Origin of the sequence: Hasllibacter sp. MH4015, from assembly GCF_020177575.1 — a bacterium.
In the GTDB taxonomy this organism is placed as follows: Bacteria; Pseudomonadota; Alphaproteobacteria; order Rhodobacterales; family Rhodobacteraceae; genus Gymnodinialimonas.
In genome coordinates, this window is the sequence record NZ_JAHTBK010000001.1 from 2180822 (window position 1) to 2203893 (window position 23072).

Genomic DNA, 23072 nt, shown 5'->3' on the forward strand with positions numbered 1-23072 from the left:
GCCCGCATTGACATCCCCACCCAAGGCCCCACATGTTCCGCCGCCAGTCCAATCCCGTGAAAAGGTGATCCATCCATGCCCGTTGTTGTTGTCGAATCCCCGGCCAAGGCCAAGACAATCAACAAGTATCTGGGCAGTGATTACACCGTTCTCGCCTCCTTCGGACATGTGCGGGACCTGCCGCCCAAGGACGGCTCCGTCGACCCCGAAGAGGGGTTCGCGATGAAGTGGGAAATCGCGGCGGATTCCAAGAAGCATGTGAAAGCCATCGTCGATGCGCTGAAGGATGACCCGTCCCTGATCCTCGCCACCGACCCCGACAGGGAGGGGGAGGCGATCAGCTGGCACCTGCAAGAGGCGCTGACGTCTCGCAAGGCGATCAAGAAGGACACGCCCGTCAGCCGCGTGACGTTCAACGCGATCACCAAGGACGCCGTGACCAAGGCCATGGCGGAGCCGCGCCAGGTCGACATGGAACTGGTGGAAGCCTACCTCGCCCGCCGCGCGCTGGACTATTTGGTGGGCTTCAACCTGTCGCCGGTCCTGTGGCGGAAACTGCCCGGTGCCAAATCGGCGGGGCGCGTGCAATCGGTCTGCCTGCGCCTGATCGTGGAACGCGAGATGGAGATCGAGGCGTTCCGCCCCCGCGAATACTGGTCGGTCCGCGCCATCCTCGACACGCCCCGCGGCCAGTCGATCGAGGCGCGCCTCGTCACGCTCGGCGGCAAGAAGCTCGACCGCTACGACCTGCCCAACGCCGCGGAAGCGGGGCTGGCGGTGCAGGCCGTCTCCTCCCGCGCGCTCAGCGTCACGAATGTGGAGGCCAAACCCGCCAACCGCAATCCCGCCCCGCCCTTCATGACCTCCACCCTCCAGCAGGAGGCGAGCCGCAAATTCGGCATGGGTGCGCGGCAATGCATGTCCACCGCGCAGCGCCTTTACGAGGCCGGGCACATCACCTATATGCGGACCGATGGCATCGACATGGCGCCCGAAGCGGTGACCCAAGCCCGCGACGCGATCAAGGACCGCTACGGCGACGCCTATGTCCCCGGCAAGCCACGCATCTACAAGAACAAGGCAAAGAACGCGCAGGAGGCCCATGAATGCGTGCGCCCCACCGACATGTCCAAGGCCGCCGATGACCTGAAACTGTCCGAGGATGACCAGCGCAAGCTCTATGACCTGATCTGGAAGCGCACCATTGCGTCCCAGATGGAAGCCGCGCGAATGGAGCGGACGACGGTGACGATCGGGTCCGCCGACGACCAGGTGGAATTGCGCGCAACCGGTCAGGTCGTGCTCTTCGACGGGTTCCTGAAGGTCTACGAGGAAGGGCGCGATGACGTCCAGGCCGACGAAGAGGATGGCAAGCGCCTGCCGCAGGTCAGCCAGGGCGACGCGCTGAAACCCGCGACCCAGGCGCTTGGCGCGGATTACGCGAAACTCGCGGGCGACGATCTTGTAGAAGATGACGCGGGCGAATTGCGCCGCTCCAAGGCCGCGATCCTGTCGGCCAATGGCGCGGTTCTGGGCCAACAGCACCACACCGCCCCCCCGCCGCGCTATACCGAGGCGACGCTCGTGAAGCGGATGGAGGAACTCGGCATCGGGCGCCCCTCCACCTATGCCTCGATCATGGATACGATCCAGAACCGCGGCTACGTGATCAAGGACAAGGGCCGCCTGATCCCGGAGGACAAGGGGCGGCTCGTGACCGTCTTTCTGTCCAACTATTTCCGCAAATACGTGGGCTATGACTTCACCGCCGACCTGGAAAACCAGCTTGATGAGGTGAGTGCGGGCGATCGCCATTACAAGGACGTGCTGGATCGGTTCTGGAAGGATTTCCACGCCGCGATCGAGGAAACGGCCGAGCTGCGGATCACCGAGGTGCTCGAAAAGATCAACGAGGTGCTGGAGCCGCACCTGTTCCCCGCCAAGGAGGACGGATCCGACCCGCGCCTCTGCCCCAATTGCGGCAAGGGGCGTCTGTCGATGCGCACGGCGCGGGCGGGCGGCGCGTTTATCGGCTGCTCCAACTACCCCGAATGCCGCTACACCCGTGCCTTCGGCCCGCCACAGGAAGGCGCGGATCAGACGGGCGACATCCTCGGGCCAGACGGAAAGATGCTCGGCGTCGATCCCGACACGTCCGAGAAGGTGACGCTGCGTACGGGTCGTTTCGGGCCGTACGTTCAACTGGGCGACGTGACCGAGGAGAACAAGAAGCCGCCGCGCGCGTCGCTTCCCAAGGGGTGGGAAGTTGACGATATCGACCTCGAAAAGGCGCTGACGCTGTTGTCCCTGCCGCGCAAGGTCGGCGATCACCCGGAAGATGGCGAACCGGTGGAGGCCGGGATCGGGCGCTATGGGCCTTACGTGAAGCACGGTCGCATCTACGCCAACCTGCCGGAGGTGGAGGAAGTGTTCACCGTCGGCATGAACCGCGCGGTCGAATTGATCGCCCAAAAGGCCGCCGGGCGCGGCGGACGCGGGCAGGCGGCCGCCCCGCTCAAGGAATTGGGCGAACACCCCGAGGAGGGCGGCCCGGTGCAGGTCATGAAAGGCCGCTACGGGCCGTACGTGAAATGGGCAAAGATCAACGCGACACTGCCCAAGGATGTCGATCCCGAAGCCGTGACGATGGAAAAGGCCGTTGAGGTGTTGAACGAGAAGATCGCCAAGGGCGGCAAGGGCACCGGCAAGCGTAAGGCGGCGGCGAAAAAGCCCGCGGCCAAGAAGAAGGCACCCGCGAAAAAAGCGGCGAAATCCGCCGAATAGACGTGCCCGATGGCGATGCGGGGCGGGCAAGGCCTTGATCTTGCGGCCCCCGCGCCCGAAATCGGTTCCATGGCTGATTCAACGCCCCTTGCTCCGAACGCCGAAGCACTCGATTTCCTGCTGACCCGCCGGTCACGCCCGCCACGCATGATGGGCCGGCGCGCGCCCGACCCCGACACGCTGCGCATCCTGCTGACCGCCGCTGTCCGCGTCCCGGACCATGGCAAGCTGGAGCCATGGCGCTTCCTGCTGCTCGATGCGCCCGCCTGCCAACGCCTTGCGGCACTGACCCGCACGCGTGGTGCCGCCCTGGGGATCGAGGCAAAGCGGATCGAAAAGGATGCCTCGGGCTTCGCGGATGCGCCGCTCATCGCCGCCGTCATCTCCAGCCCCAAATCCGAAAGCCTCGTGCCCGAGCGGGAGCAATATGCATCCGCCGCCGCGGTATGCCTGTCGCTGCTCAATGCCAGCCTCGCCGCCGGATGGGGGGCCGTGTGGCTGACCGGTTGGCGCGCCACGGATCGTCCGTTTCTGACGCAGGGGCTTGGCCTTTTCCCCCATGAAAGTGTCGCGGGCTACGTCCACATAGCGGATGAGGCGCGCGTTCCCCCCGACCGCCCTCGCCCCGATGTCGATGCGCTAACCACCTGGATCAAGACATGATTTTCACCGCGTTCCTGAAGGCCCTGGGCCAATTGACCGACAGCCGCTTCCTCGGTGTCCTGGGCCTTGGACTGGTGCTGACCATCGGCCTTTTGGTGGGATTCTACGCGCTTTTCGCTGGTGTCGTGGGTTGGTTCGTGCCCGACACCTTCACCCTGCCCTGGATCGGAGAGGTGAACTGGATCGATAACGCCCTGACCATCGCGGGCATTCCGCTGATGCTGGTCTTGTCGATTTTCCTGATGGTCCCGGTCTCCGCCGCGTTCATGGGCATCTTCCTGGACCGCGTGTCGGAGGCGGTGGAGGATCAGCATTATCCCGGCCTGCCGCCCGCGCGCGGGCTGACCATCGGCGAAGCCCTTGTGGACGTTGCGAAATTTCTCGGCATCCTGACCGTCGTCAACATCCTTGCGCTGCTGTTTTACCTGATCTCCGGGCCCTTCGCGCCACTGGTCTTTTGGGTAGTGAATGGCATCCTGCTCGGTCGCGAATACGGGCAGATGGTGGCGCTGCGCCGCAACGACGCGCGCGGCGCGGCGGAGTTTCGCAAGCGCAACCGCCCGACGCTCTTTGCCGCGGGCGTGTTGATGGCCGTGCCGTTGACGATCCCTGTGGTGAACATCCTCGTCCCGATCCTGGGCGCCGCGACGTTCACCCATCTCTACCACATGCTCAATCGCGCGGGGGCGCGCCCATCCCGAACCGCGTGAACAGGTCGATATCGTCCAGCGTGATCAGATCGAAGATGATGATCGACGCGATCACGACCCAGATGAAGGCGGCCACGATGCTGGTCCAGACGACGCGCCGCTTCAACTGCGCATCTGCGGGCGCGGAGCCGTGGGTGCCGGCCACCCGTTCGCCCGCTTCGTCCTGGCTCGTCACCCCCACCTGCAACGCAATCAGAAGCGTCATGAACCAGATGATCGCGTAGAGCACGATGCCGGTGACGATCCCCATCAGACCTGCTCCAGCTCCACCAGCGTGCCGGTGAAATCCTTGGGATGGAGGAAGAGGACCGGTTTGCCATGGGCGCCGATCTTGGGCTCCCCATTGCCCAAGACACGGGCCCCTTCGGCTTGCAACTTGTCTCGCGCCGCTAGGATATCCTCGACCTCATAGCAAAGATGATGGATGCCGCCGGACGGATTTTTTTCCAGAAACCCACCTATGGGGGAGTTATCCCCAAGCGGATAGAGAAGCTCGATCTTGGTGTTCGGCAGCTCGATGAAGACCACCGTCACACCGTGATCCGGCTCGTCCTGGGGGGCACCGACCTTGGCCCCGAGCGTGTCGCGGTATTGCGCGGCGGCAGCGTCGAGGTCGGGAACGGCGATGGCGACGTGGTTCAGGCGTCCGATCATGGGGGCTCTCCCATTGGGGTTGCGTCAGGCTTGGTCCGCATATGGCCCGGGGCCGGCGCGACGGCAAGATCGTCCGGTGTCGCATGGCGAAAGCGGTCGCGTTTACCGCTCGTAAACCTTGCGCATGCGACATCTGGACAGCGTCCGGGGGAATCGGTTCCGCCGACACATGCCGGGCAGCCACAGGACATTTGGGGGATTTGACATGGACGACCGCAAAGAATTCGACCTTCACCCGCAACCGACGGCGGAACGGCCCCTGCTGGGGCTCACCATCCTCGTGGTGGAGGACAGCCGCTATGCGTCCGAAGCGATCCGGTTGATGTCCATGCGGTCGGGTGCGCGGTTGCGACGGGCCGATTGCCTTGCTTCCGCCGAACGGCACCTCAACGTCTATTCGCCGACCGTCGCCATCGTGGACCTCGGCCTGCCGGACGGCTCCGGCCTCGATCTGATCCGCAAGATGGCCGATGCCTCGCCGCGCGTGCAGGTCATCCTCGGCACATCCGGCGCGGAGCGGGAGGAGGCGGAAAGACAGGTCATCGCCGCGGGTGCGGATGGCTTCATCCCCAAGCCCGTGTCCAGCATTGCCGCCTATCAGGCCGCGATCCTTGCGCATCTGCCGCTGGACCGGCACCCCAAGGGCCCGCGGGAGGTTGCGGTGACCGCCATCGACCCCGACCCCCTCGCCCTGCGGGAGGATCTGAGCCACGCAATGGACCTCTTGGCGCTCGACACGCCGCCTGTCAGCTACCTCAAGCCATTCCTGATCGGCGTGGCGCGCGGGATCGACGATGACGATTTGGAAAAGCAGGCCCACGCCATGCCCGAAACGCTGCCCGCACCCGACCGCGCGGCGCTTCGCGCGTTCCTTTCGGGCCGCATCCAGGCGGTGCCGGGGGTGATCTGAAGCAACCCGCCCCTGCCCTTGGCGCTCACTCCTGCGGAATGACCCGCAGCCCAAGCTCCATCAACTGATCCGAGGTGGGATCGGACGGCGCGTTCATCATCAGATCCTCGGCCCGCTGGTTCATCGGGAACAGGATCACCTCGCGGATATTGGCCGTGTCGGCCAGCAGCATCACGATCCGGTCGATCCCCGCCGCACATCCACCGTGGGGCGGCGCGCCGTATTGGAACGCGTTGACCATCCCGCCGAACCGCTTGCGCACCTCGTCCGCGCCGTACCCCGCCAGCTCGAACGCTTTGAACATGATATCCGGGCGGTGGTTCCGGATCGCGCCCGACACAAGCTCATACCCGTTACAAGCCAGGTCATACTGGTAGCCCAGAACCGACAACGGATCACCGTCCAGCGCGTCGATCCCGCCCTGCGGCATCGAAAACGGGTTGTGGGAGAAGTCGATCTTCCCGTCCTCGTCGGCCTCGTACATCGGAAAATCGACGATCCAGGCAAAGGCGAAGCGGTTCTGCTCGGTCAGGCCAAGCTCATCCCCGATCACCACGCGCGCCCGGCCCGCGACGGCCTCGAACTCGGCGGGTTTGCCTGCCAGGAAGAAGGCCGCATCGCCCACGCCCAAACCAAGCTGCTCGCGGATCGCCTCCGTCCGTTCGGGCCCGATATTCTTGGCCAGCGGGCCTGCGGCCTCCATCCCCTCGCCTTGATCGCGCCAGAAGATGTACCCCATGCCCGGCAGCCCCTGTTCCTGGGCAAACTTGTTCATCCGGTCGCAGAACTTCCGCGACCCGCCGCCGGGGGCGGGAATGGCGCGGACCTGGGTGCCGTCCTGCTCCAGCAGGTTTGCGAAGATCGCAAAGCCGGAACCCGCGAAATGCTCGCTGACGATCTGCATCTTGATCGGGTTGCGCAGGTCGGGCTTGTCGGTGCCGTACCACAAAGCCGCGTCGGCATAGGAGATTTGCGGCCAGTTCTGGTCGACAGAGGCGCCGTCCCCGAACTCCTCGAACACGCCGCGCAGGACGGGCTCCACCGTGTCGAACACGTCTTGCTGCTCGACAAAGGACATCTCCATATCCAGCTGGTAGAAATCGGTGGGCGAGCGGTCGGCGCGCGGGTCTTCATCCCGGAAACACGGCGCGATCTGGAAATACTTGTCGAAACCCGACACCATCAGCAGCTGTTTGAATTGCTGCGGGGCCTGGGGCAGCGCGTAGAACTTGCCCGGATGCAGGCGCGACGGCACCAGGAAATCGCGCGCGCCTTCGGGGCTGGACGCGGTGATGATCGGGGTCTGGAACTCGCGGAAATCAATGTCCCACATGCGTTTGCGGATCGAGGCCACGACGTCCGAGCGCAGAACCATGTTGCGCTGCATCACGTCGCGGCGCAGGTCGAGGTAGCGATAGCGCAACCGCGTCTCTTCGGGGTATTCCTGATCGCCGAAAACCTGCAAGGGCAGCTCCGCCGCCGCGCCAAGCACCTCCATGTCGCGGATGAACACCTCGATCTCGCCGGTCGGCAGCTTGGGGTTCACCAGCTCCGGATCGCGGGCCTTCACCGTGCCGTCGATGCGGATGCAATATTCGGCGCGCAGCTTCTCCACCTGGGAGAAAACCGGGCTGTCGGGGTCGCAAAGCACCTGCGTGATCCCGAAATGGTCGCGCAGGTCGATGAAGATCACACCCCCGTGGTCGCGGCGGCGATGCACCCAGCCGGACAGGCGGATCGTGTCACCGACATGGGTCGCATTCAGGTCGGCGCAGGTGTGGCTGCGATAGGCGTGCATGGAGGTTCTCCGGGTATCAGGTTGCGCCCGGATAGACCGTCCGGGGCGGGTGAAGTCAAGACCACGCGGCGCGGGCCGGACGGGCATCTGGGCAGCGGGCGTAGAGGGTCAGAGCGTGCAGGCCAGCGCGCGGGCCACGGAGTCCGCGCTGAAGGGTCCAAGCGCGCGGGCGGTCAGTGTGCCGCCCTCCAGCCGCACCGCCATCACGCTTCGCCAATCCCGGTCGGCCACGATCATCTCCGGCCCCGCGCTACAGCTGCGGATGCCGCCGGTGATGAACGGCTCCCCGATGCGGTGATTGGTCAGGCCTTCCAGTGCGGCGATCTCCGTCAGGGTGTCGTCCTGGAACCGCCAGACCCGCAGGGTGCGCGCCAGGTGCGGACGGTCGATATAGGCGATCTCCACATGGCCGTCCCCGTCCAGATCCGCCGCCCCGATGGGCGCGAGCCAGCGATTGCGCCGCCCGATATGGGGGGTCGTGGCGACGGCCTCCAACCCGATCCCGTCCAGCGCGCGGCGGTAAATCGCCAACTGCGCGCCGAAATCCTCGTGGCTTTGCACGGCAATGATCTCCGGCACGCCGTCCCCGTCCAGATCGGCCAGGCGCGGGGCCGTATCCTCGAATACCAGATGCGGCGGAAGGGTCAGGGATTGGTCGCCGCACGACGACAGGGCGATGTCGGAATAGACATGCAGGCGCGTGCCTTCAATCGCATCACCAAGAACCCCGTGGGCGTAGCGCGTGGTGGGGATGTCATACCAGGCCAGAACGCCGTCGGGGCCGGGCCACGGGGCCGACACGCTTTCCGGCATCGCGGTGGCGGCATGGGGCGGAAGGGTGCAGGCGAGCGCCACGCCCGACCCGGTCAGCCACAGGCACAAGGCCATACACGCGCCGCGGGCGGACCGCATCCATCCACGCACCGGACGACGCGGCGCCACCGGCTCAGATCTGCTTTTCGGGCATCTGCACCACCAGCCCGTCGAGGGCATCGGTCACCTTCAACTGGCAGGTCAGGCGGGACCGCGTCTCGTCCGGTTCATAGGCGAATTCGAGCATGTCCTCTTCCATCGGGTCGATGGCGGGCAGCTTATCGACCCACTCCGGCGCGACGTAGACATGGCAGGTCGAACAGGCGCAGGCGCCGCCGCAATCGGCCTCGATCCCCGGTATGGAATTGTCGCGCGCGCCTTCCATCACGGTCAGGCCGGTTGCGACCTCCACCACATGTTCGGTGCCGCCGTGTTCGATATAGGTGATCTTGGCCATGTTCTGCCCTCGCAATCAAAGTCTTTACGGTTGGTAATACGCCCGGCCCCGTGTTTCCAGCGCGAAAGCACCGGCTTGTGTCGGCGGGGTTTTGTTCTATCTTTGTTCGCATGGAGCCCGACATCCGCCCCCCCGATTGGCCAAGGCCGCCCGATTGCCTGCCCCACCACATGCTGCACCTGCCCCATGAGGGCGCGCGGATCTGCGTGGCGGGGCTGGTGCTGGTGCGTCAAAGGCCCGGAACCGCCAAGGGCGTGATCTTCATCACGCTGGAGGACGAATTCGGCGTCTGCAACGTGGTGGTTTGGCAAAAGCTCTACCAGAAATACCGCCGCGCGGTGATTTCGGGGCGGCTTCTTCGCGTGACCGGCCGCATCCAGAGGGAGGCGGGCGTTGTCCATGTCGTGGCGGAACATGTGGAGGATATCTCCCCCATGCTCGACGAACTGGTCCGCCTCCACGAAGGGGCCAAGGCCGGGGATCAGCCATAGGGCGACGTAGCCGGGCGCGGATTTGGCCACCCGCCCCATGGGCAGGTCCCGGCCCACGCTCGCCATCCCACTTCCCCCATAGCGCCAAATCCGCTACACTCCCGTCAATAACAAACGGCAGGACAGAGCAGTCCCATGCGCAACATCCTTCTACTGGCCGCCCTTGGCGGTCTCTCGGCGTGCCAGGCGACCGCGCCGGGTGGCGACAGCTTCACCTCCGTCATTGATCCGGTCACGACCTCGGGCGCGTCCGGTGTGCAGGTCACGCGCGGCTTCGGCCCGCCCGACGCCGACCCGGCCAGCTGCTACGGGCGGGAGGTCGACCCCGCGGTGATCGAGACCGTGACCGAGCAGATCCTGGTGGAACCCGAACAGCTGGACCGCAACGGCAATATCCGCCGCCCCGCCGTGTTCGTGACGGCGACCGAGCAGCGGATCGTGGAGGATCGCACCGAGACCTGGTTCGAGACGCCCTGCGCGATGGAGGGCAACGCCGACTACATCGCCACCCTGCAACGGGCGCTGGCCGCGCGGGGGCATTACACCGGCCCCGTCACCGGCCGCATGGACCGCGCCACCGTGCAGGCCGTACGCGCCTATCAACAGCCCCAAGGCCTCGACAGCGGGGTGCTCAGCCTCGCCGCCGCGCGCCAATTGGGGTTATCGGTTTGGGATCCGGAGCTTGCCGCCGGCACGTCCACGGACGGCTGACGCGCACCCCGATCCCAAAACGAAAAGGCCCCGGCACGCAGGGCGCGCGCCGGGGCCTGTCTTTGCCGGACGAATGGGGCGTTACTCGGCGGGGACCAATTCGCCCTCCGTCTCTTCCTCCTCGATGGTCAGCGCCATGAAGCGCGGCGTGCCATCGCGGCGGATCAGGATCAGGATGCTTTTCTGGCCCGCCGCATCGGCGGCGTCGATCCGGGCCTGGAAGTCGGCCACGGTCGCGACCGGCTGCTGCGTGACCTCGGTGATGATGTCACCCACCTGAAGCCCCATCTCGGCGGCGTCGGAGGCAGGGTCGATCGCTTCGATCACAAGCCCGCCCGCGATGTTGCCGGCGTTCAGCTCCTCGCGGCGATCGTCGGTCAGCGGGCTCATCGTGATGCCGAGGATTTCGCTCGACGTGGTGCCATCGGGCGCGCCTTCGACCTCGGGTGTTGCGGCGGATTCCGCTGTCTCCCGGCGACCGAGGGTCACGCGCAGGGTCTCGGTCTCTCCATCGCGGAAGACCAGCACGCGGACCGTTTCCCCCACCGTACTGTCACCCACGATGCGGACCAGTTCGCGGGTATCGGCGATGTCCTGCCCGTCGAAGGACAGGATCACGTCGCCCACCACGATGCCACCTTCTGAGGCCGGGCCGGTGGGCACGTCGGTCACCATCGCGCCGCGCGCATCCTCAAGGCTCAACGCCTCGGCCATCTCGGCGGTGACGTCCTGGATACGGACGCCGAGCCAACCGCGCCGCGTCTCCCCGAATTCGCGCAATTGCTCGACCACGTTGATGACCACGTCCGAAGACATGGCGAAGCCGATCCCGATGGAGCCGCCGGTGGGCGACAGGATCGCGGTGTTCACGCCGATCACATCCCCGTCGAGGTTGAAAAGCGGCCCACCCGAATTGCCCTGGTTGATGGCGGCATCGGTCTGGATGAAGTCGTCATAGGCCCCGGAAAGCGAGCGCCCGAAGGCCGAGATCACGCCGACCGAAACGGAAAAGCCCTGGCCGAGCGGGTTGCCCATGACCATGACCCAATCGCCGACCCGATGCTCGGACGCGACGCCGAAGCTGACGAACGGCAACGGCTCATCGCTGTCGACCTTGAGAAGCGCGATGTCCGTGTTGGGGTCGGTGCCGATCAGTTCGGCCACCAGCTCCACGCCGTTGCGAAACTCGATCATGATCTCGTCCGCGCCTTCGATGACGTGGTTGTTGGTCACGATATAGCCGTCCTCGGAAATCACGAAACCCGATCCCAACGCCTGGCTGCGCCGGGGCGAAGGGCCGCCATCGGGGGCCTGGCGATCCAGGAAATCGTTGAAGAAATCCTCAAGCGGGGAGCCTTCGGGCACGATCGGGTCCGGGCCACCGCCGCGTCCCGCCACGACCGAGGATGTGGTGATGTTGACGACCGCGTCGCCCACCTGATCCACGAGATCCGCGAAACCGGGCAATTGCGCCGATTGGGCGCGCGCGGGCAATGCCGCGAAGGCGATGGCAAGGGCCGTCAGAAGCGCCATGATCGCAGCCAGCACCGTGCGGGCATCCATGCCGCGAGCGTCGCGCGCCACGGCCGCCTTTGCGCCTGTGCGCTGCCGTTCGGACTGGTGGGGGGGAAGATTGTGTCTCGTCTCTATCGTCACTTCGGGTCGCCTCCTCAAAATACCGTCGGACGATCTGTTCGCCCCTTGGGACCGTGCAGCACGCCTGCGATCGTGGTCCGGGGGCGCTTGCATCGCGCCCCTCTCCGGGACACGCGCAAAGATCGCCCGTTGAAATATATTTGGGGCATAACGCAGGTAATCAAGTTCGGGAAACCCAACCTTTCGCGCCTGACCCGTCACATGGGCGTGAAAGCCGCGCCCGGTTTGTTACAAGGGTGGCATGGGGGCGGGTCTTGCGCAAAGGCTAATCTCGCCTCGCGTTAAAGGCTGATCGCCCAAGATGTCAGAACCGCGCCAAGGACGAGGGCCGACAATCCGATCATCCGCCGCGTCTCGGGCGGGATCGTGGCCATGGCGCGCAGAAGGTCCTCCAGACGCGAAGGGGCCAGTGCGAACACCAGCCCCTCGATGACGAGGACCATACCGAGCCCCATCAATATCGCTTGCCACATCGGCGGTTTACTCCGCCGGCGGGGGAGACAGTGAATTGCCGCCGCCAAGCGCGGAGCCGTCGAAATACTCGAAGAACTCGCTATCGGGCGAAATCACGAAGGTGGAGTTCTGGCGCAGCGCCCGTTCATAGGCCGCCAGCGAGCGGGTGAAATCGTAGAATTCCGCGTCCTGCCCGAAGGCCTCCGCGAAGATCCGTGTCCGTTCTGCATCCGCTTCACCGCGCGTGATCTCCGCCTCGCGGCTGGCGTCGGAGACGAGCTCCACCACCGTCCGGTCGGCTTGCGCCCGGATACGCTGTGCCGCCTCTTCACCGCGCGCGATCTCGTCGGCGGCTTCCCGCTCCCGCTCCGCGCGCATCCGCGCGAACGTGGCGTCGAGGTTCTGGGCCGGCAGGTTCGTCTGGATCAGACGCACGTCGAGCACGGTGATCCCCAGCGACGCGGCGCGCGCCCGGGCCTGGATCGTGGCCTGCTGCATCAGCGCCGCCCGTTCATCGGACAGAATTGTGTTGGACGTCACGCCATCGGCACCCAGCACGGCCCGGATACGGTCGTTCAGGATACCTTCCAGCAGGTCGTCCGCGGCGCGGATGCCGCCCGGAACGGCGGTCCGGAATTGCTCGACATCCACAATGCGATACCGCGCGAAAGCGTCGACCACGAGGCGGCGGTCATCGGACGGCGTTACCTCGGTGGGCGACGTGTCGAGCGACAGGATGCGGTCCTCGTAATATTCGACGTTCTGCCACGGCGCCTTGAAGTTGAGTCCGGGGTCGTTGATCACGTTCACGATCTGGCCGAATTGCAGGACCAGCGCGCGCTGGCGTTCATCCACCACGAAGATGGAGCGCGACCCCAGCAGCAGCACGATCACGAGGATCGGAATCAGGAAAAAGGATCGCTTCATATCAGTTCGAGCTCCCGGTGGTGGTGCCATTGCCCTGTTGCGGGCGGCGCAGTTCGTTCAGCGGCAGGTACGGCACAACGCCCTGCCCGCCCCCGGTGTCACCGTCGATGATGACAAGGTCGGTCTCTCCCAGAACACGCTCCAGCGTCTCCAGGTAGAGGCGACGGCGCGTCACCTCGGGCGCCGCCTCGTATTCCTCAAGGACGGCAAGGAAGCGGCTGGCTTCACCCAGTGCCTCGTTGACGACGCGGGCGCGATAGCCTTCCGCCTCTTCGAGGATCTGCGCGGCCTCACCCCGCGCCCCGGCGGTGACGCGGTTCGAATAGGCGTCCGCGGTACGTTCCAGGCGGTCACGCTCCTGCTCGGCGGCCTGCACCTCGCGGAAGGCGTCGATCACCTCGGCCGGCGGGTCGGCGCGGTCGAGGTTGACGCGGATGATGTTGATGCCGCTGGCGTAGATGTCGAGCGTCTGCTGGATCAACGCCTCCGCCTGTTCACCGATAAGCTGACGGTCGCGGTTGAGGATCGGGGCCAGTTCGGACTGGGCGATGATCTCTCGCATGGCCGATTCCGCCACGGCGCGGATCGTCGCCTCGGGATCGCGCAGGTTGAAGAGGTATTCGGCGGGATTGGCGATGTTCCAGACCACGTCGAAGTCGATATCGACGATATTCTCGTCCGTGGTCAGCATCAGACCCATATCAGACGTGCCCGACCGGTTGTCGCCGATGGAGATCGTCCGCTCGCCCTCGGTGTCGATGACCTCGGCCTGGTAGAGCGGCCAGGGCGCCAGTTGCGGGCCCGGCGCGGTGATGTTGTTCTCGACGCCGAGGAACAGGACGACGCCCTGCTGGCCCGGCTGCACGGTGTAGAACGACGCCCAGAGCCACGCGACGATCGCGATCACGATGCCGCCGATCCACAGGGTGCGCGGGCTGACGGGATCGCCGCCGCCCTGGTTGCCGCCGCCGGTCCCGCCACCGCGACCGCCCATCAGGACGCGCAGCTGCTCCTGGCCCTTGCGGACGATGTCGTCGATCTCGGGGATGTTCTGGCCGCCGCCCTGGTTGCCGCCACCGGGCCGCCGAGGCCCGTTGCCGCCATCATTGCCATTGCCGTTGCTGCCCGAACCGCCGCGGTTTCCACCGCCGCCGCCACCCCAGGGTCCGCCACTGTTACCCGCCATGTGCTGTCTCACCTCTAACGAATGATCGTCTGTTGTAGCCCTATATGGGGCGAAAAAATCGGTTTGCACCTGTATCCGCGCGCTTTTGGCCCGAAAAACGCCGATCAGGCGGTACGGATCGGGTCGCGCATCGTCACGATCTCTTCCGACATCGTGGGATGGACTGCAACCGTACGGTCGAAATCCTCCTTCGTGGCACCCATTTTCACCGCGATCCCCGCCAACTGGATCATCTCTCCGGCATTGGGCGCGACGATGTGACAGCCCAGGATCTTGCGGTTGGCCTTGGACACGACAAGCTTCATCAGCACGCGCCCCGGCTTACCGGCAAATGCGGTCTGCATCGGGCGGAAGGACGTGCAATAGACCTCGATCTCCTCTTGCTCGCGCGCGTCTTCCTCGGTCATGCCGATCGTGCCGTATTCGGGCTGGGTGAAGATCGCCGACGGGATCAGGTCATGGTCGACGGGGGTCGGGTTGCCCTTGAAGACGGTCTCCACGAAGGCCATGCCCTCGCGGATCGCAACCGGTGTCAGGTTCACGCGGTTGGTGACGTCACCGATGGCATAGACCGACGGCACGGCGGTCTGGCTGTACGCGTCCACCACGACCTCCCCCCGGCGCCCGATCTCCACCCCGATCTCCTCCAGCCCCATATCGGTCGTATTGGGCGACCGCCCGGTGGCGAACAGGACATAGTCGAACACGCCCTCGCGCCCGTTGGTGGACTTGACCCAGATCGGCCCCTCGCCCGCACCTTTCACATCGGTGTTGAGCGCCTGCATCTGCTTCACATCCGCCCCCATCGCCGCGTCGCTCTGGGTGGGCACGGCATCTTCGGGGTTCTGCGCATCGGCGGGCTTCATCTCCACGATATTGGTGCCGGTATGCAATTCGATCCCCTGCTCGCGCATCATCTCCGCGATCAGTCCGCGCGCCTCGTCGTCGAAACCGCGCAGGATCTGCGCCCCGCGGTAGAATTGCGTCACCTTCACGCCAAGGCCCGCCATGATGCAGGCGAACTCACACGCGATATATCCGCCCCCCACGATCAACAGGCTGCGCGGCAATTCCGGCAAGTTGAAGATGTCGTCGGACACGATGCCCAGATGGGCGTTCGGCATGTCGGGTTTCACCGGATGCCCGCCCGTGGCCACCAGGATATGCTTGGCGGATTTCGTCACGCCGTTGGCGAACTGAACGTTGTGGGCATCCTTGAGGACCGCCCGGCTGTCGAAAACTTCCACCCCCGATCCGTCCAGGAGGTTGCGATAGACCTGCTCCAGCCGGTCCAACTCGGTGTTGAGGTGGTCGCGGAACACGTCCCAGTGGAATTCTCCGTCCTTGACGTCCCACCCATAGGCGCGCGCGTCCGAAAACCCTTCGCGGTAGCTCGACGCGAAGACCATCAGCTTCTTGGGCACGCAGCCCCGGATCACGCAGGTCCCGCCCATCCGGTTATACTCGGCCAGGGCCACCTTCGCCCCCGTCGCCGCCGCGACCCTCGCGGCCCGTACACCGCCCGAGCCGCCCCCGATCACGAAGAGGTCATAGTCGAATTCGGACATGGGCGCGGCTCCGCTGCAAGAAAACTCGCCCGACGGTATTCCACAGCGTCGCCCCAAGGACCAGAGGCAGGCGACGGGCCCGCGAAACAGACCCACCGCGCGCAGTATGGCGGATTTGCGCAACACCCCCTCTAGCCGCGCTATACGGGTGCCCGGTGATCACCGACCCAAGGCTGTTGGTTGCGATCCGAAGGCCCCCAGACCACCCCTTCATCGGGTGCAGGGTGTTCGGCTCCGGACCTTGCGCATCCTGTCCGCCCCTCCGGCTTTCAACCGGGCGGGATCCGTGACCGCATCGAAGCGGCGCCGCTTCCTCTTGGCTCTTGCCCACACGGGGCCCGTGCCAGACCGAGAGATCCGCCCCTGCCCCGCCCGACCCCAAGGCCCGACGGCGCATTCGGCTGCGCGCGCCGAGCACGCGCCCGCCCCTCTTTGCTTCGAAAATACCTCGGGGGAGTCCGCAAGGACGGGGGCAGCGCCCCCAATTGGGGTGGGAGGGCGGGCCCTCCCACCCTCAAACTTTAATCCTGCACGTCAACGAAAAGGTTGTCGGTATCGACCACATCGACCCGCTCATGCTCGATCGTGCCGTTGTTGATATCACGCACTTCAACGGTGCCGTCGGCATTGCCGATCACAAGGATGTCGCAGATATCGAGGAACAGGCCGTTCTCCACCACGCCGGGGATCTGGTTCAGCACTAGGCTCAACTGCGCCGGTTGCGCCACGCGGCGCAGATGCAGGTCGAGGATGTAATTGCCTTCGTCGGTGCGGAACGGCTCCGTGCCGCTCAGGCGCAGACTGGCCGAGCGTCCCAGCACATCGACATTCGACAGCATCTCCTCGATCAGCGCCTTGGTGGTCTGCCAGCCGAAGGGAATGATCTCCACCGGCAGGGGAAACGCACCCAGCGTGTCGACCTGCTTGGACAGATCGGCGATCACCACCATCTGGTCGCTCGCCGTGGCCACCACCTTTTCGTGCAACAGCGCGCCGCCGCCGCCCTTTATCAGGTTCAGGTTGGGGTCGTATTCATCCGCCCCGTCGATGGTCAGGTCCAGCCAGCGCACCTCGTCCAGCGTCTTGACGTTCACCCCCACCTCGCGCGCCAGGTCTGCGGTGCGGCTCGACGTGGCAACGCCGGTAATCATCATGCCCTCTTCGCGCACCAGCTCCCCCAGGCAACGCACCATCCACGCCGCCGTGGACCCGGTGCCGAGGCCGACGCGCATGCCGTCCTCCACAAATTCCACGGCGCGCCGCGCGGCCACGTATTTCGCTTTGTCGATGGGGGACAGGTCGGCCGTCATGGGGCAGCACTCGATCTCTTGGGCAACTTTGCGCCGGACCTTATCGAAGCCTCACCCCCGGGGCGAGTGCAAATCTGCCGCCGACAGCGCCGCCATCGCCGGATCCAGCGCCTCGCGCGGCAAGATCAGCAGCACCCCCGGCCCATCCGCGCAAAGGTGCGCCTGGTCCTGCGCCATCTCGTTGGAGGTCCCGATCTTGCGCGCCGGGTGCAGGTCGAGCGCGTCGAACTCCCACCGCAGCCCGGTGATGGAGACGCGCACGCCGTCCATCGGGAACAGCGACACGCGGGTCCCCGGCGGCAGGTGAAGGTCGATCGCGCGCGGCAGGTGCAGCACGACATCTTCCTCGCCCACCACGATCACGCGCCGGTCGGGGCGCGCGATCAGCGAATGGAACACCGCCAGTTCATGGTCCAGCCGCGCCCCCGTGACCCCCACTGCCAGCACCATGGGCGCGTCCACGGACCGCAGCGCCTTGTCGAAATCCGTGCTATCTTGCTCCGCGATATGGACCAGATGCGCGTCGGGAATCGCGGCGCGCGCGGCGTCCGGGAGCGAATCCATATCGCCGATCACGGCCTCGGGAATCGCTCCAAGGTCGAGGATGGCCGCCGCCCCGCCATCGACGGCCACGACTTTTTCGCACCGTGCCCGGGCAAATGCGAAGGTATCGCCTGGCAAGGGGCCGCCGCCCACCAGCAACAGGGGGGCGTTGAATTTCAACGGCAATTCCGGCGCGCCCGTTCGGCCCGTCAAGGTCTTGCCATCTTCTGGGTCAAAGATCACGGAATGGTCCAATTCGTGTCGCTTTTGAATGGAAACAGTTTGTTACACCTTTCACGAGGAATATAAATTCCGGTGTCCAACCGGACGAGCAGAGTGGCAGAGCAATGAGTGACGAGAACAAGATCCTGACAGTGTCCTACGGGACGTTTTCCTGCACCCTTGAGGGCTTCGACCGCCCGTTCGAGGCGATGAAGGCCGTGGCGGAATATTTCCGCGATCTCGCGGCGGAAGATCGTTACTTCGGGGCCGAACCGCCCACGCCGGACGCAGAAACGCTCCACCGCATCACGGAGGCTGCGATCCAGCGCCGCGTCGAATCGCGCCGTGTGGACAATGGCCTCATCATGCGCCCCGAAGGCGCCCCCGCCGAAGACACGCCCGCTTTTGAAGGTGCTTCCGAACTGGTTGTGCGCGAAGACCGCGACGCCATCGAAGACGCCGTCGAAAGCGTGACCCCCGAAGCCGACGCCGAACCTGCCCTCGCCGCCGACGAAGAATTGGTGGCGGAGGAGGCCGCATCCGAAGACGCAGACGCGGCAGAAACTGCCGAAGACCCCGCCGACGATATCGCCGACGCCCAAGCCGAAGCCGATGCCGATGCCGATGCCGAGGCGGAGGATGAAGCGGATAGTGCCGAGGACGAGGCAGAGGATGAAGCGACGGAAGAGGACAGCGCCGACACGATTGCGTCCGTTGCCGCCCTGATGTCCGACGCCGACGCGCCGGAGGCCGAGGTTGAAGACGAGGCCGCCCCCGCCGGGGACGACTCGGTCGTGGCCGGGTTCGAGACCGCCGAGGTGGAAGCCGCCGACGAGGCCGAGGCCGAAGCCAACGTTACAGAAGCCGACGACACGGACGCTGACGTTGCGGAGGTCGAGGAAGACGAGATCGAAGACACCCAGGGCGATGCCGGGGCCGACACCCTGATCGCCGTCGCCGCCGCAATGGCCGCCGGGACCATCGCTGCCGAAGCCCTTGATGAGGATGAGGCGCTCGATGCGGAGGCCGAGGAAGACATCGCCATCGCCGCCGATCCCGAAAACGCCGTGATCGACCCGCTGGGTGACGATTCCCTCTCCGCCGGTCTCGACGCCGACGATGCGGCCGATGACAGCGACGCCTTCGATCTGGCGGAGGAGGAGATCGACTCCATCTTCGCCGGTGACGCCGAAGACGACACGGCCTTTGACGGCGCATCCGTTGCCGCCCGTCTGGCCCGCATCCGCCAGGCCGCCGTCGAGGAGGATGGCGACAGCGCCGCCCCGACCGTGCAGCCCGACGATGAACTGATCTCCGCCGGCGGCGAAGGGGCCGCGCCCGAGCCGGTGATCGAAGCCGACGATGACAGCGCCGTGGCCGCCCTTGCCGCCGCCTTCGCCACCGGCGCGTCCACCATGGCCGCCGCGTCCGAGGCGCTCGACCAGGTGGAGACGGATGCCGGGGAAGAGCGCGCCGTGGAAGAGGAGGCCAGCGACGACACGCTTGCCGCCATCGCCGCCCTGCGCAGCGACGAAGACACCGCCGAGATCCACGACGCGGACGACGCCGAAGCCGCCGATGCGGAGGAGGTTGTCGAGACGGAAGCCGCGGATGCGGATGCCGCAGATGCCGACGCCGACGCGTCCGACGCCGACGCGCCCGACGCCGATACGCCCGAGGCGGAAACCCGCGCGCACTTCGCGCCGTCCGACGACGGCGACAGTGAAGACCGCCTGTTCGAGGCCACCGAAGGTCGCCTCGCCACCGTGGAAACCACCCGCCGTCGCGCGAATATCGAACATCTCAAGGCTGCCGTCGCCGCCCGCGCGGCAGAGACGCAATTCGCCGCCGACGGGGCAAGCGCCGCCGATCTGGGGGCCAATGCCGACACCGCCGCCGAATACCGCGAAGACCTGGCCCGCGTGATGCGCCCGCGCCGGGTGCGCGTGGACGTCTCGCGCCGTGGCACCGCCGAAGCGCGCCCCGCGCCGCTGGTGCTGGTGTCCGAACAGCGTGTCGATGATGCGCCCGACGCCGCCCCGGCCGAAGCCGCCTCCATCATGCCCCGCCGCGTGTCCCGTGAGGATGCGGAGGTCGATGCACCGGCCCGTCCGGTCCCAACCATCGTGCCCGAAGCGGCCCAGGCCGGGGACCCGATCATCGCGGAGGCGGACACGCCGCTGGTGCTCGACACGCCGGTCGCCGAAGCCGAGACCGCCTTTGATGAGGGTGCCTTCGCTGACACGCGCCCCGCTCCGCGCAAGATGGCAAGCTCGCTCGCCAATCTCGCGCAGCGCGCCGGTCAGATCGCCGTGGGCCTCGGCCGTCCCGCCCCGAAGGAACGTGCGGATGAGGTGGCGGAGGCCGATCACGATCCGGTCGACGAGGCTCCGGTCCTCGACCCCTCCGCACCCGCCGCACCTGAGGAGGCTCGGGCGCCCCAGGACGCCGATCACGACGATGATCCGATCGCCGCGCTGGAGGAACAGCTGGCCCGCGAGTTGGAAGAAGTCCGCGAGAACCCGGTTCAGCCCCAGGCCGCCCCGGCCCAAAGCGAGGGCGCGGAAGAGGTCGACCACTTCGCCCAATTCGCCGAAGTCCTCGCCGCGTCGGAAGCCACGGAAATCGTGGAAGTCGTGGAGATGGGCGCGGAATACCTGACCAAGGAGGCCGGTCTGGAAACGTTCAAGCGCATGCAGCTTCTGCGCCTTGTCCGGATCGCCACCGATGGCAGCATCTCCCGGCCCGAGGCGATTGCCGCCGTGGACAGCCTGACCGAGGATGGCGTACTTGAGCCGGTGGAGGATAATGTCTACCGCCTGGGTCGCGGCATCTGATCCGACAGGACATCACGATAGACGAAGGGCGCCCGTTGCGGCGCCCTTTTCGTTTTCCGGGCCTCGCCCGCTACTCGTCCGGTGCCGCGTCCGGGTCGGCCTGACCCACCCCCAGGAAGACCGATTTCAGTGGCAGGGCCCAGATGATGGAAAACGCGAGGCAGATCACGATCTGCAACCAGACCGGCCAGCCCTCGATCAGCGACAGGATGAACCAGACCGCCGCGATATAGGCGGGCAGACCGACCAGAAGGATGAACAGCGACCAGCGCCGCCGGGCTTTGTAGCTAAGGGCCATGTCCCCTCCGGATCAATCGGCGAACGGGTCGGTCACAAGGATCGTGTCATCGCGTTCGGGCGAGGTGGAGAGTAGTGCGACCGGGCATTGGATCAACTCCTCGATCCGGCGCACATATTTGATCGCCTCCCCCGGCAGATCGGCCCAGGACCGGGCGCGGGCGGTCGATTGGCTCCAGCCCGGCATCTCCTCGTAGATCGGGGTGCAACGCGCTTGGGCGTCGGTTGCGGTGGGCAGATAATCAAGCCGCGTGCCGTCCAGGTCATAGCCTACGCAGATCTTCAGCGTCTCGAACCCGTCCAGCACGTCGATCTTGGTCAGCGCAATCCCCTTGACGCCACTGGTCACGCAGGTCTGGCGCACCAGCACCGCATCGAACCAGCCGCAGCGCCGCTTGCGCCCGGTCGTGGTGCCGAATTCGTGGCCCTGTTCGCCCAGGCGCTGGCCATCGGCATCGTGCAACTCGGTGGGAAATGGCCCCTCGCCCACGCGGGTCGTGTAGGCTTTGACCAACCCCAGCACGTAGTCGATGGCGCCCGGCCCAAGGCCCACCCCCGTCGCCGCCTGCCCGGCGATGACATTGGAGGAGGTGACGAAGGGATAAGTGCCGAAATCAATGTCCAGAAGCGCGCCCTGCGCCCCTTCGAACAGGATGCGTTTGCCCGCACGGCGCTTCTCGTTCAACACCTTCCAGACCGGGGCGGCATAGGGCAGGATCTTGGGCGCAACCTCCCGCAATCGGGCGATCAGGGCGGCGCGGTCCACCGGGTCGAGGCCGAGGCCACGGCGCAGCGCATCGTGGTGGGCGAGCGCCCGGTCTACCCGCGCCTCCAGCGTTGTCGCGTCGGCAAGATCCGCGACGCGCACCACGCGGCGGCCGACCTTGTCCTCGTAGGCCGGGCCGATGCCGCGGCCCGTCGTGCCGATCTTGGCGCCGGGGTTCGCGGCCTCCTCCCGGGCGCGGTCCAGCTCTCCGTGGATGGGCAGGATCAGCGGCGTGTTCTCGGCGATCATCAGGGTGTCGGGGCCGATCTCAACGCCCTGGGCGCGGATCGTCTCGATCTCGTCCACCAGGTGCCAAGGATCAAGCACGACGCCGTTGCCGATCACCGACAGTTTGCCCCCGCGCACCACGCCCGAGGGCAGCGCGTGCAGCTTGAAGACCTCGCCGTCGATCACAAGCGTATGGCCCGCGTTGTGCCCGCCCTGGAACCGCGCGATCACGTCGGCCCGTTCACTCAGCCAGTCGACAATCTTGCCCTTGCCTTCATCGCCCCACTGGGCGCCGACAACCACGACATTAGCCATGTGATCTCCTTCAAACGGGTGTGGCGAAGCCGAGGGCGGCTATACCGGGCCGGGCAACGAGGGGGAACCGATATTTGTGTCGCGTCCCGACGCTACGGGTACGATTAGCCAAATTCACACCTATATGGGGTCGGATTGCATGGAACGACTTCATGTGAAACCATTCATTCCGCACGCTAAACGGGAATCACTGCTTTGAACATTCGGGTCGCTCTTGCGGCGGCCTGTCGCATCTCATAAGGAGACGCAAATCAGAGCACTGGTCGCTGAAAAAGGCCCCGCCAATGGAAAATGTCATCCTCGTCGTCCACCTGATCCTCGCCGTCTGTCTGATCGGCGTGGTTTTGCTGCAACGCTCCGAAGGGGGCGGTCTGGGCATGGGTGGCGGCGGCGGCGGTGGCGTGATGACCGGACGCCAGGCCGCGACGGCCCTGGGCAAGCTGACCTGGGCCTTCGCGATCGCGTTTCTGATCACCTCGATCACCCTGACGATCATCGCGACGCAGAACTCCGCCGGATCATCCCTGCTGGACGAATTGGGCGGCCTGCCCCCCGCCGAGGGGGAGACGGGCGGCGAGGGCGGAACCGCATTGCCGCCGATCGACCAGATGCTGCCGCCGATCCAGGGCGACGCACCGGCCCTGCCCCCGATCGAAGAATAAGATCAGCGCGCTATCGGTTTGCGCCACCCCATATGGGGGGCGCAGGCCAGCCATCCACATGATATTGCCACGACACCGCAAAGTCCGCTTGTGCCGGGCGGGCGAATCCGG

The 23072-nt window shown here is 66.0% G+C and carries 22 protein-coding genes; 8 read left to right on the top strand and 14 right to left on the bottom strand.

The window, feature by feature from the left end; genetic code table 11:
- The first annotated feature begins 75 nt into the window (after positions 1 to 75).
- From topA to KUW62_RS11225, 3 genes are all read left to right on the top strand, one after another.
- Positions 76 to 2784 (top strand): type I DNA topoisomerase, encoded by a 2709-nt coding sequence (gene topA, locus KUW62_RS11215; RefSeq protein ID WP_224815564.1) that lies wholly within the window; start codon positions 76 to 78, stop codon positions 2782 to 2784.
- Between the two features lie 69 nt (positions 2785 to 2853).
- Positions 2854 to 3447, top strand: coding sequence for a nitroreductase (locus KUW62_RS11220; RefSeq protein ID WP_224815565.1), 594 nt, complete (start codon positions 2854 to 2856; stop codon positions 3445 to 3447).
- The gene (locus tag KUW62_RS11225; protein WP_224815566.1) at positions 3444 to 4157 is read left to right on the top strand and encodes an EI24 domain-containing protein; all 714 of its coding nucleotides are present in this window, start codon (positions 3444 to 3446) and stop codon (positions 4155 to 4157) included. Before KUW62_RS11220 ends, KUW62_RS11225 begins: the two co-directional genes overlap by 4 nt.
- Here the strand turns inward: KUW62_RS11225 and KUW62_RS11230 are convergent.
- Together KUW62_RS11230 and mce are read right to left on the bottom strand one after the other, a co-directional pair.
- On the bottom strand, positions 4120 to 4407 hold the full coding sequence (locus KUW62_RS11230) for a DUF1467 family protein (protein WP_224815567.1): 288 nt from the start codon (positions 4405 to 4407) through the stop codon (positions 4120 to 4122). The genes KUW62_RS11225 and KUW62_RS11230 overlap by 38 nt on opposite strands.
- Positions 4407 to 4811, bottom strand: coding sequence for a methylmalonyl-CoA epimerase (mce, locus tag KUW62_RS11235; RefSeq protein WP_224815568.1), 405 nt, complete (start codon positions 4809 to 4811; stop codon positions 4407 to 4409). Before mce ends, KUW62_RS11230 begins: the two co-directional genes overlap by 1 nt.
- A gap of 205 nt (positions 4812 to 5016) precedes the next feature.
- On the opposite strand from mce, the gene KUW62_RS11240 reads away from it, so the two are divergent.
- On the top strand, positions 5017 to 5721 hold the full coding sequence (locus KUW62_RS11240) for a response regulator (RefSeq protein ID WP_224815569.1): 705 nt from the start codon (positions 5017 to 5019) through the stop codon (positions 5719 to 5721).
- 25 nt (positions 5722 to 5746) lie between these two features.
- Here the strand turns inward: KUW62_RS11240 and aspS are convergent, their stop codons facing one another.
- The 3 genes from aspS to KUW62_RS11255 form a co-directional block, all read right to left on the bottom strand.
- Positions 5747 to 7519 carry an aspartate--tRNA ligase gene (aspS, locus tag KUW62_RS11245; RefSeq protein ID WP_224815570.1) on the bottom strand — a complete coding sequence of 591 codons (1773 nt, stop codon included), beginning with the start codon at positions 7517 to 7519 and terminating at the stop codon, positions 5747 to 5749.
- Between the two features lie 108 nt (positions 7520 to 7627).
- The gene (locus KUW62_RS11250) at positions 7628 to 8407 is read right to left on the bottom strand and encodes a VCBS repeat-containing protein (protein WP_224815571.1); all 780 of its coding nucleotides are present in this window, start codon (positions 8405 to 8407) and stop codon (positions 7628 to 7630) included.
- Between the two features lie 58 nt (positions 8408 to 8465).
- Positions 8466 to 8789 carry a 2Fe-2S iron-sulfur cluster-binding protein gene (locus KUW62_RS11255; RefSeq protein ID WP_224815572.1) on the bottom strand — a complete coding sequence of 108 codons (324 nt, stop codon included), beginning with the start codon at positions 8787 to 8789 and terminating at the stop codon, positions 8466 to 8468.
- Positions 8790 to 8899: 110 nt separating this feature from the next.
- On the opposite strand from KUW62_RS11255, the gene KUW62_RS11260 reads away from it, so the two are divergent.
- On the top strand, positions 8900 to 9280 hold the full coding sequence (locus KUW62_RS11260; RefSeq protein ID WP_224815573.1) for an OB-fold nucleic acid binding domain-containing protein: 381 nt from the start codon (positions 8900 to 8902) through the stop codon (positions 9278 to 9280).
- A 135-nt stretch (positions 9281 to 9415) separates the two neighbouring features.
- Complete coding sequence (locus KUW62_RS11265; protein ID WP_224815574.1) at positions 9416 to 9991, top strand: peptidoglycan-binding domain-containing protein; 576 nt, start codon at positions 9416 to 9418, stop codon at positions 9989 to 9991.
- 81 nt (positions 9992 to 10072) lie between these two features.
- Here the strand turns inward: KUW62_RS11265 and KUW62_RS11270 are convergent, their stop codons facing one another.
- The 7 genes from KUW62_RS11270 to KUW62_RS11300 form a co-directional block, all read right to left on the bottom strand.
- Positions 10073 to 11554 (bottom strand): Do family serine endopeptidase, encoded by a 1482-nt coding sequence (locus KUW62_RS11270; protein WP_224817097.1) that lies wholly within the window; start codon positions 11552 to 11554, stop codon positions 10073 to 10075.
- Positions 11555 to 11928: 374 nt separating this feature from the next.
- Positions 11929 to 12120 carry a DUF2065 domain-containing protein gene (locus KUW62_RS11275; protein ID WP_224815575.1) on the bottom strand — a complete coding sequence of 64 codons (192 nt, stop codon included), beginning with the start codon at positions 12118 to 12120 and terminating at the stop codon, positions 11929 to 11931.
- Between the two features lie 7 nt (positions 12121 to 12127).
- On the bottom strand, positions 12128 to 13027 hold the full coding sequence (hflC, locus tag KUW62_RS11280; RefSeq protein WP_224815576.1) for a protease modulator HflC: 900 nt from the start codon (positions 13025 to 13027) through the stop codon (positions 12128 to 12130).
- A 1-nt stretch (position 13028) separates the two neighbouring features.
- The gene (gene hflK / locus KUW62_RS11285) at positions 13029 to 14213 is read right to left on the bottom strand and encodes an FtsH protease activity modulator HflK (protein WP_224815577.1); all 1185 of its coding nucleotides are present in this window, start codon (positions 14211 to 14213) and stop codon (positions 13029 to 13031) included.
- A 104-nt stretch (positions 14214 to 14317) separates the two neighbouring features.
- Positions 14318 to 15781 (bottom strand): FAD-dependent oxidoreductase, encoded by a 1464-nt coding sequence (locus KUW62_RS11290; protein WP_224815578.1) that lies wholly within the window; start codon positions 15779 to 15781, stop codon positions 14318 to 14320.
- Between the two features lie 521 nt (positions 15782 to 16302).
- Positions 16303 to 17091 carry a ribose-5-phosphate isomerase RpiA gene (rpiA, locus tag KUW62_RS11295; RefSeq protein ID WP_224815579.1) on the bottom strand — a complete coding sequence of 263 codons (789 nt, stop codon included), beginning with the start codon at positions 17089 to 17091 and terminating at the stop codon, positions 16303 to 16305.
- 51 nt (positions 17092 to 17142) lie between these two features.
- Positions 17143 to 17877: a thiamine diphosphokinase gene (locus KUW62_RS11300; RefSeq protein ID WP_224815580.1), complete on the bottom strand. Its 735-nt coding sequence runs from the start codon at positions 17875 to 17877 to the stop codon at positions 17143 to 17145.
- Between the two features lie 104 nt (positions 17878 to 17981).
- On the opposite strand from KUW62_RS11300, the gene KUW62_RS11305 reads away from it, so the two are divergent.
- On the top strand, positions 17982 to 20693 hold the full coding sequence (locus KUW62_RS11305) for a hypothetical protein (RefSeq protein ID WP_224815581.1): 2712 nt from the start codon (positions 17982 to 17984) through the stop codon (positions 20691 to 20693).
- 70 nt (positions 20694 to 20763) lie between these two features.
- Here the strand turns inward: KUW62_RS11305 and KUW62_RS11310 are convergent, their stop codons facing one another.
- Both KUW62_RS11310 and KUW62_RS11315 read right to left on the bottom strand, forming a co-directional pair.
- On the bottom strand, positions 20764 to 20991 hold the full coding sequence (locus KUW62_RS11310; protein WP_224815582.1) for a DUF2842 domain-containing protein: 228 nt from the start codon (positions 20989 to 20991) through the stop codon (positions 20764 to 20766).
- 12 nt (positions 20992 to 21003) lie between these two features.
- Positions 21004 to 22299, bottom strand: coding sequence for an adenylosuccinate synthase (locus KUW62_RS11315; RefSeq protein WP_224815583.1), 1296 nt, complete (start codon positions 22297 to 22299; stop codon positions 21004 to 21006).
- A gap of 284 nt (positions 22300 to 22583) precedes the next feature.
- On the opposite strand from KUW62_RS11315, the gene secG reads away from it, so the two are divergent.
- Positions 22584 to 22961, top strand: a complete 378-nt coding sequence (gene secG / locus KUW62_RS11320; RefSeq protein WP_224815584.1) for a preprotein translocase subunit SecG — start codon at positions 22584 to 22586, stop codon at positions 22959 to 22961.
- Positions 22962 to 23072 lie beyond the last annotated feature (111 nt).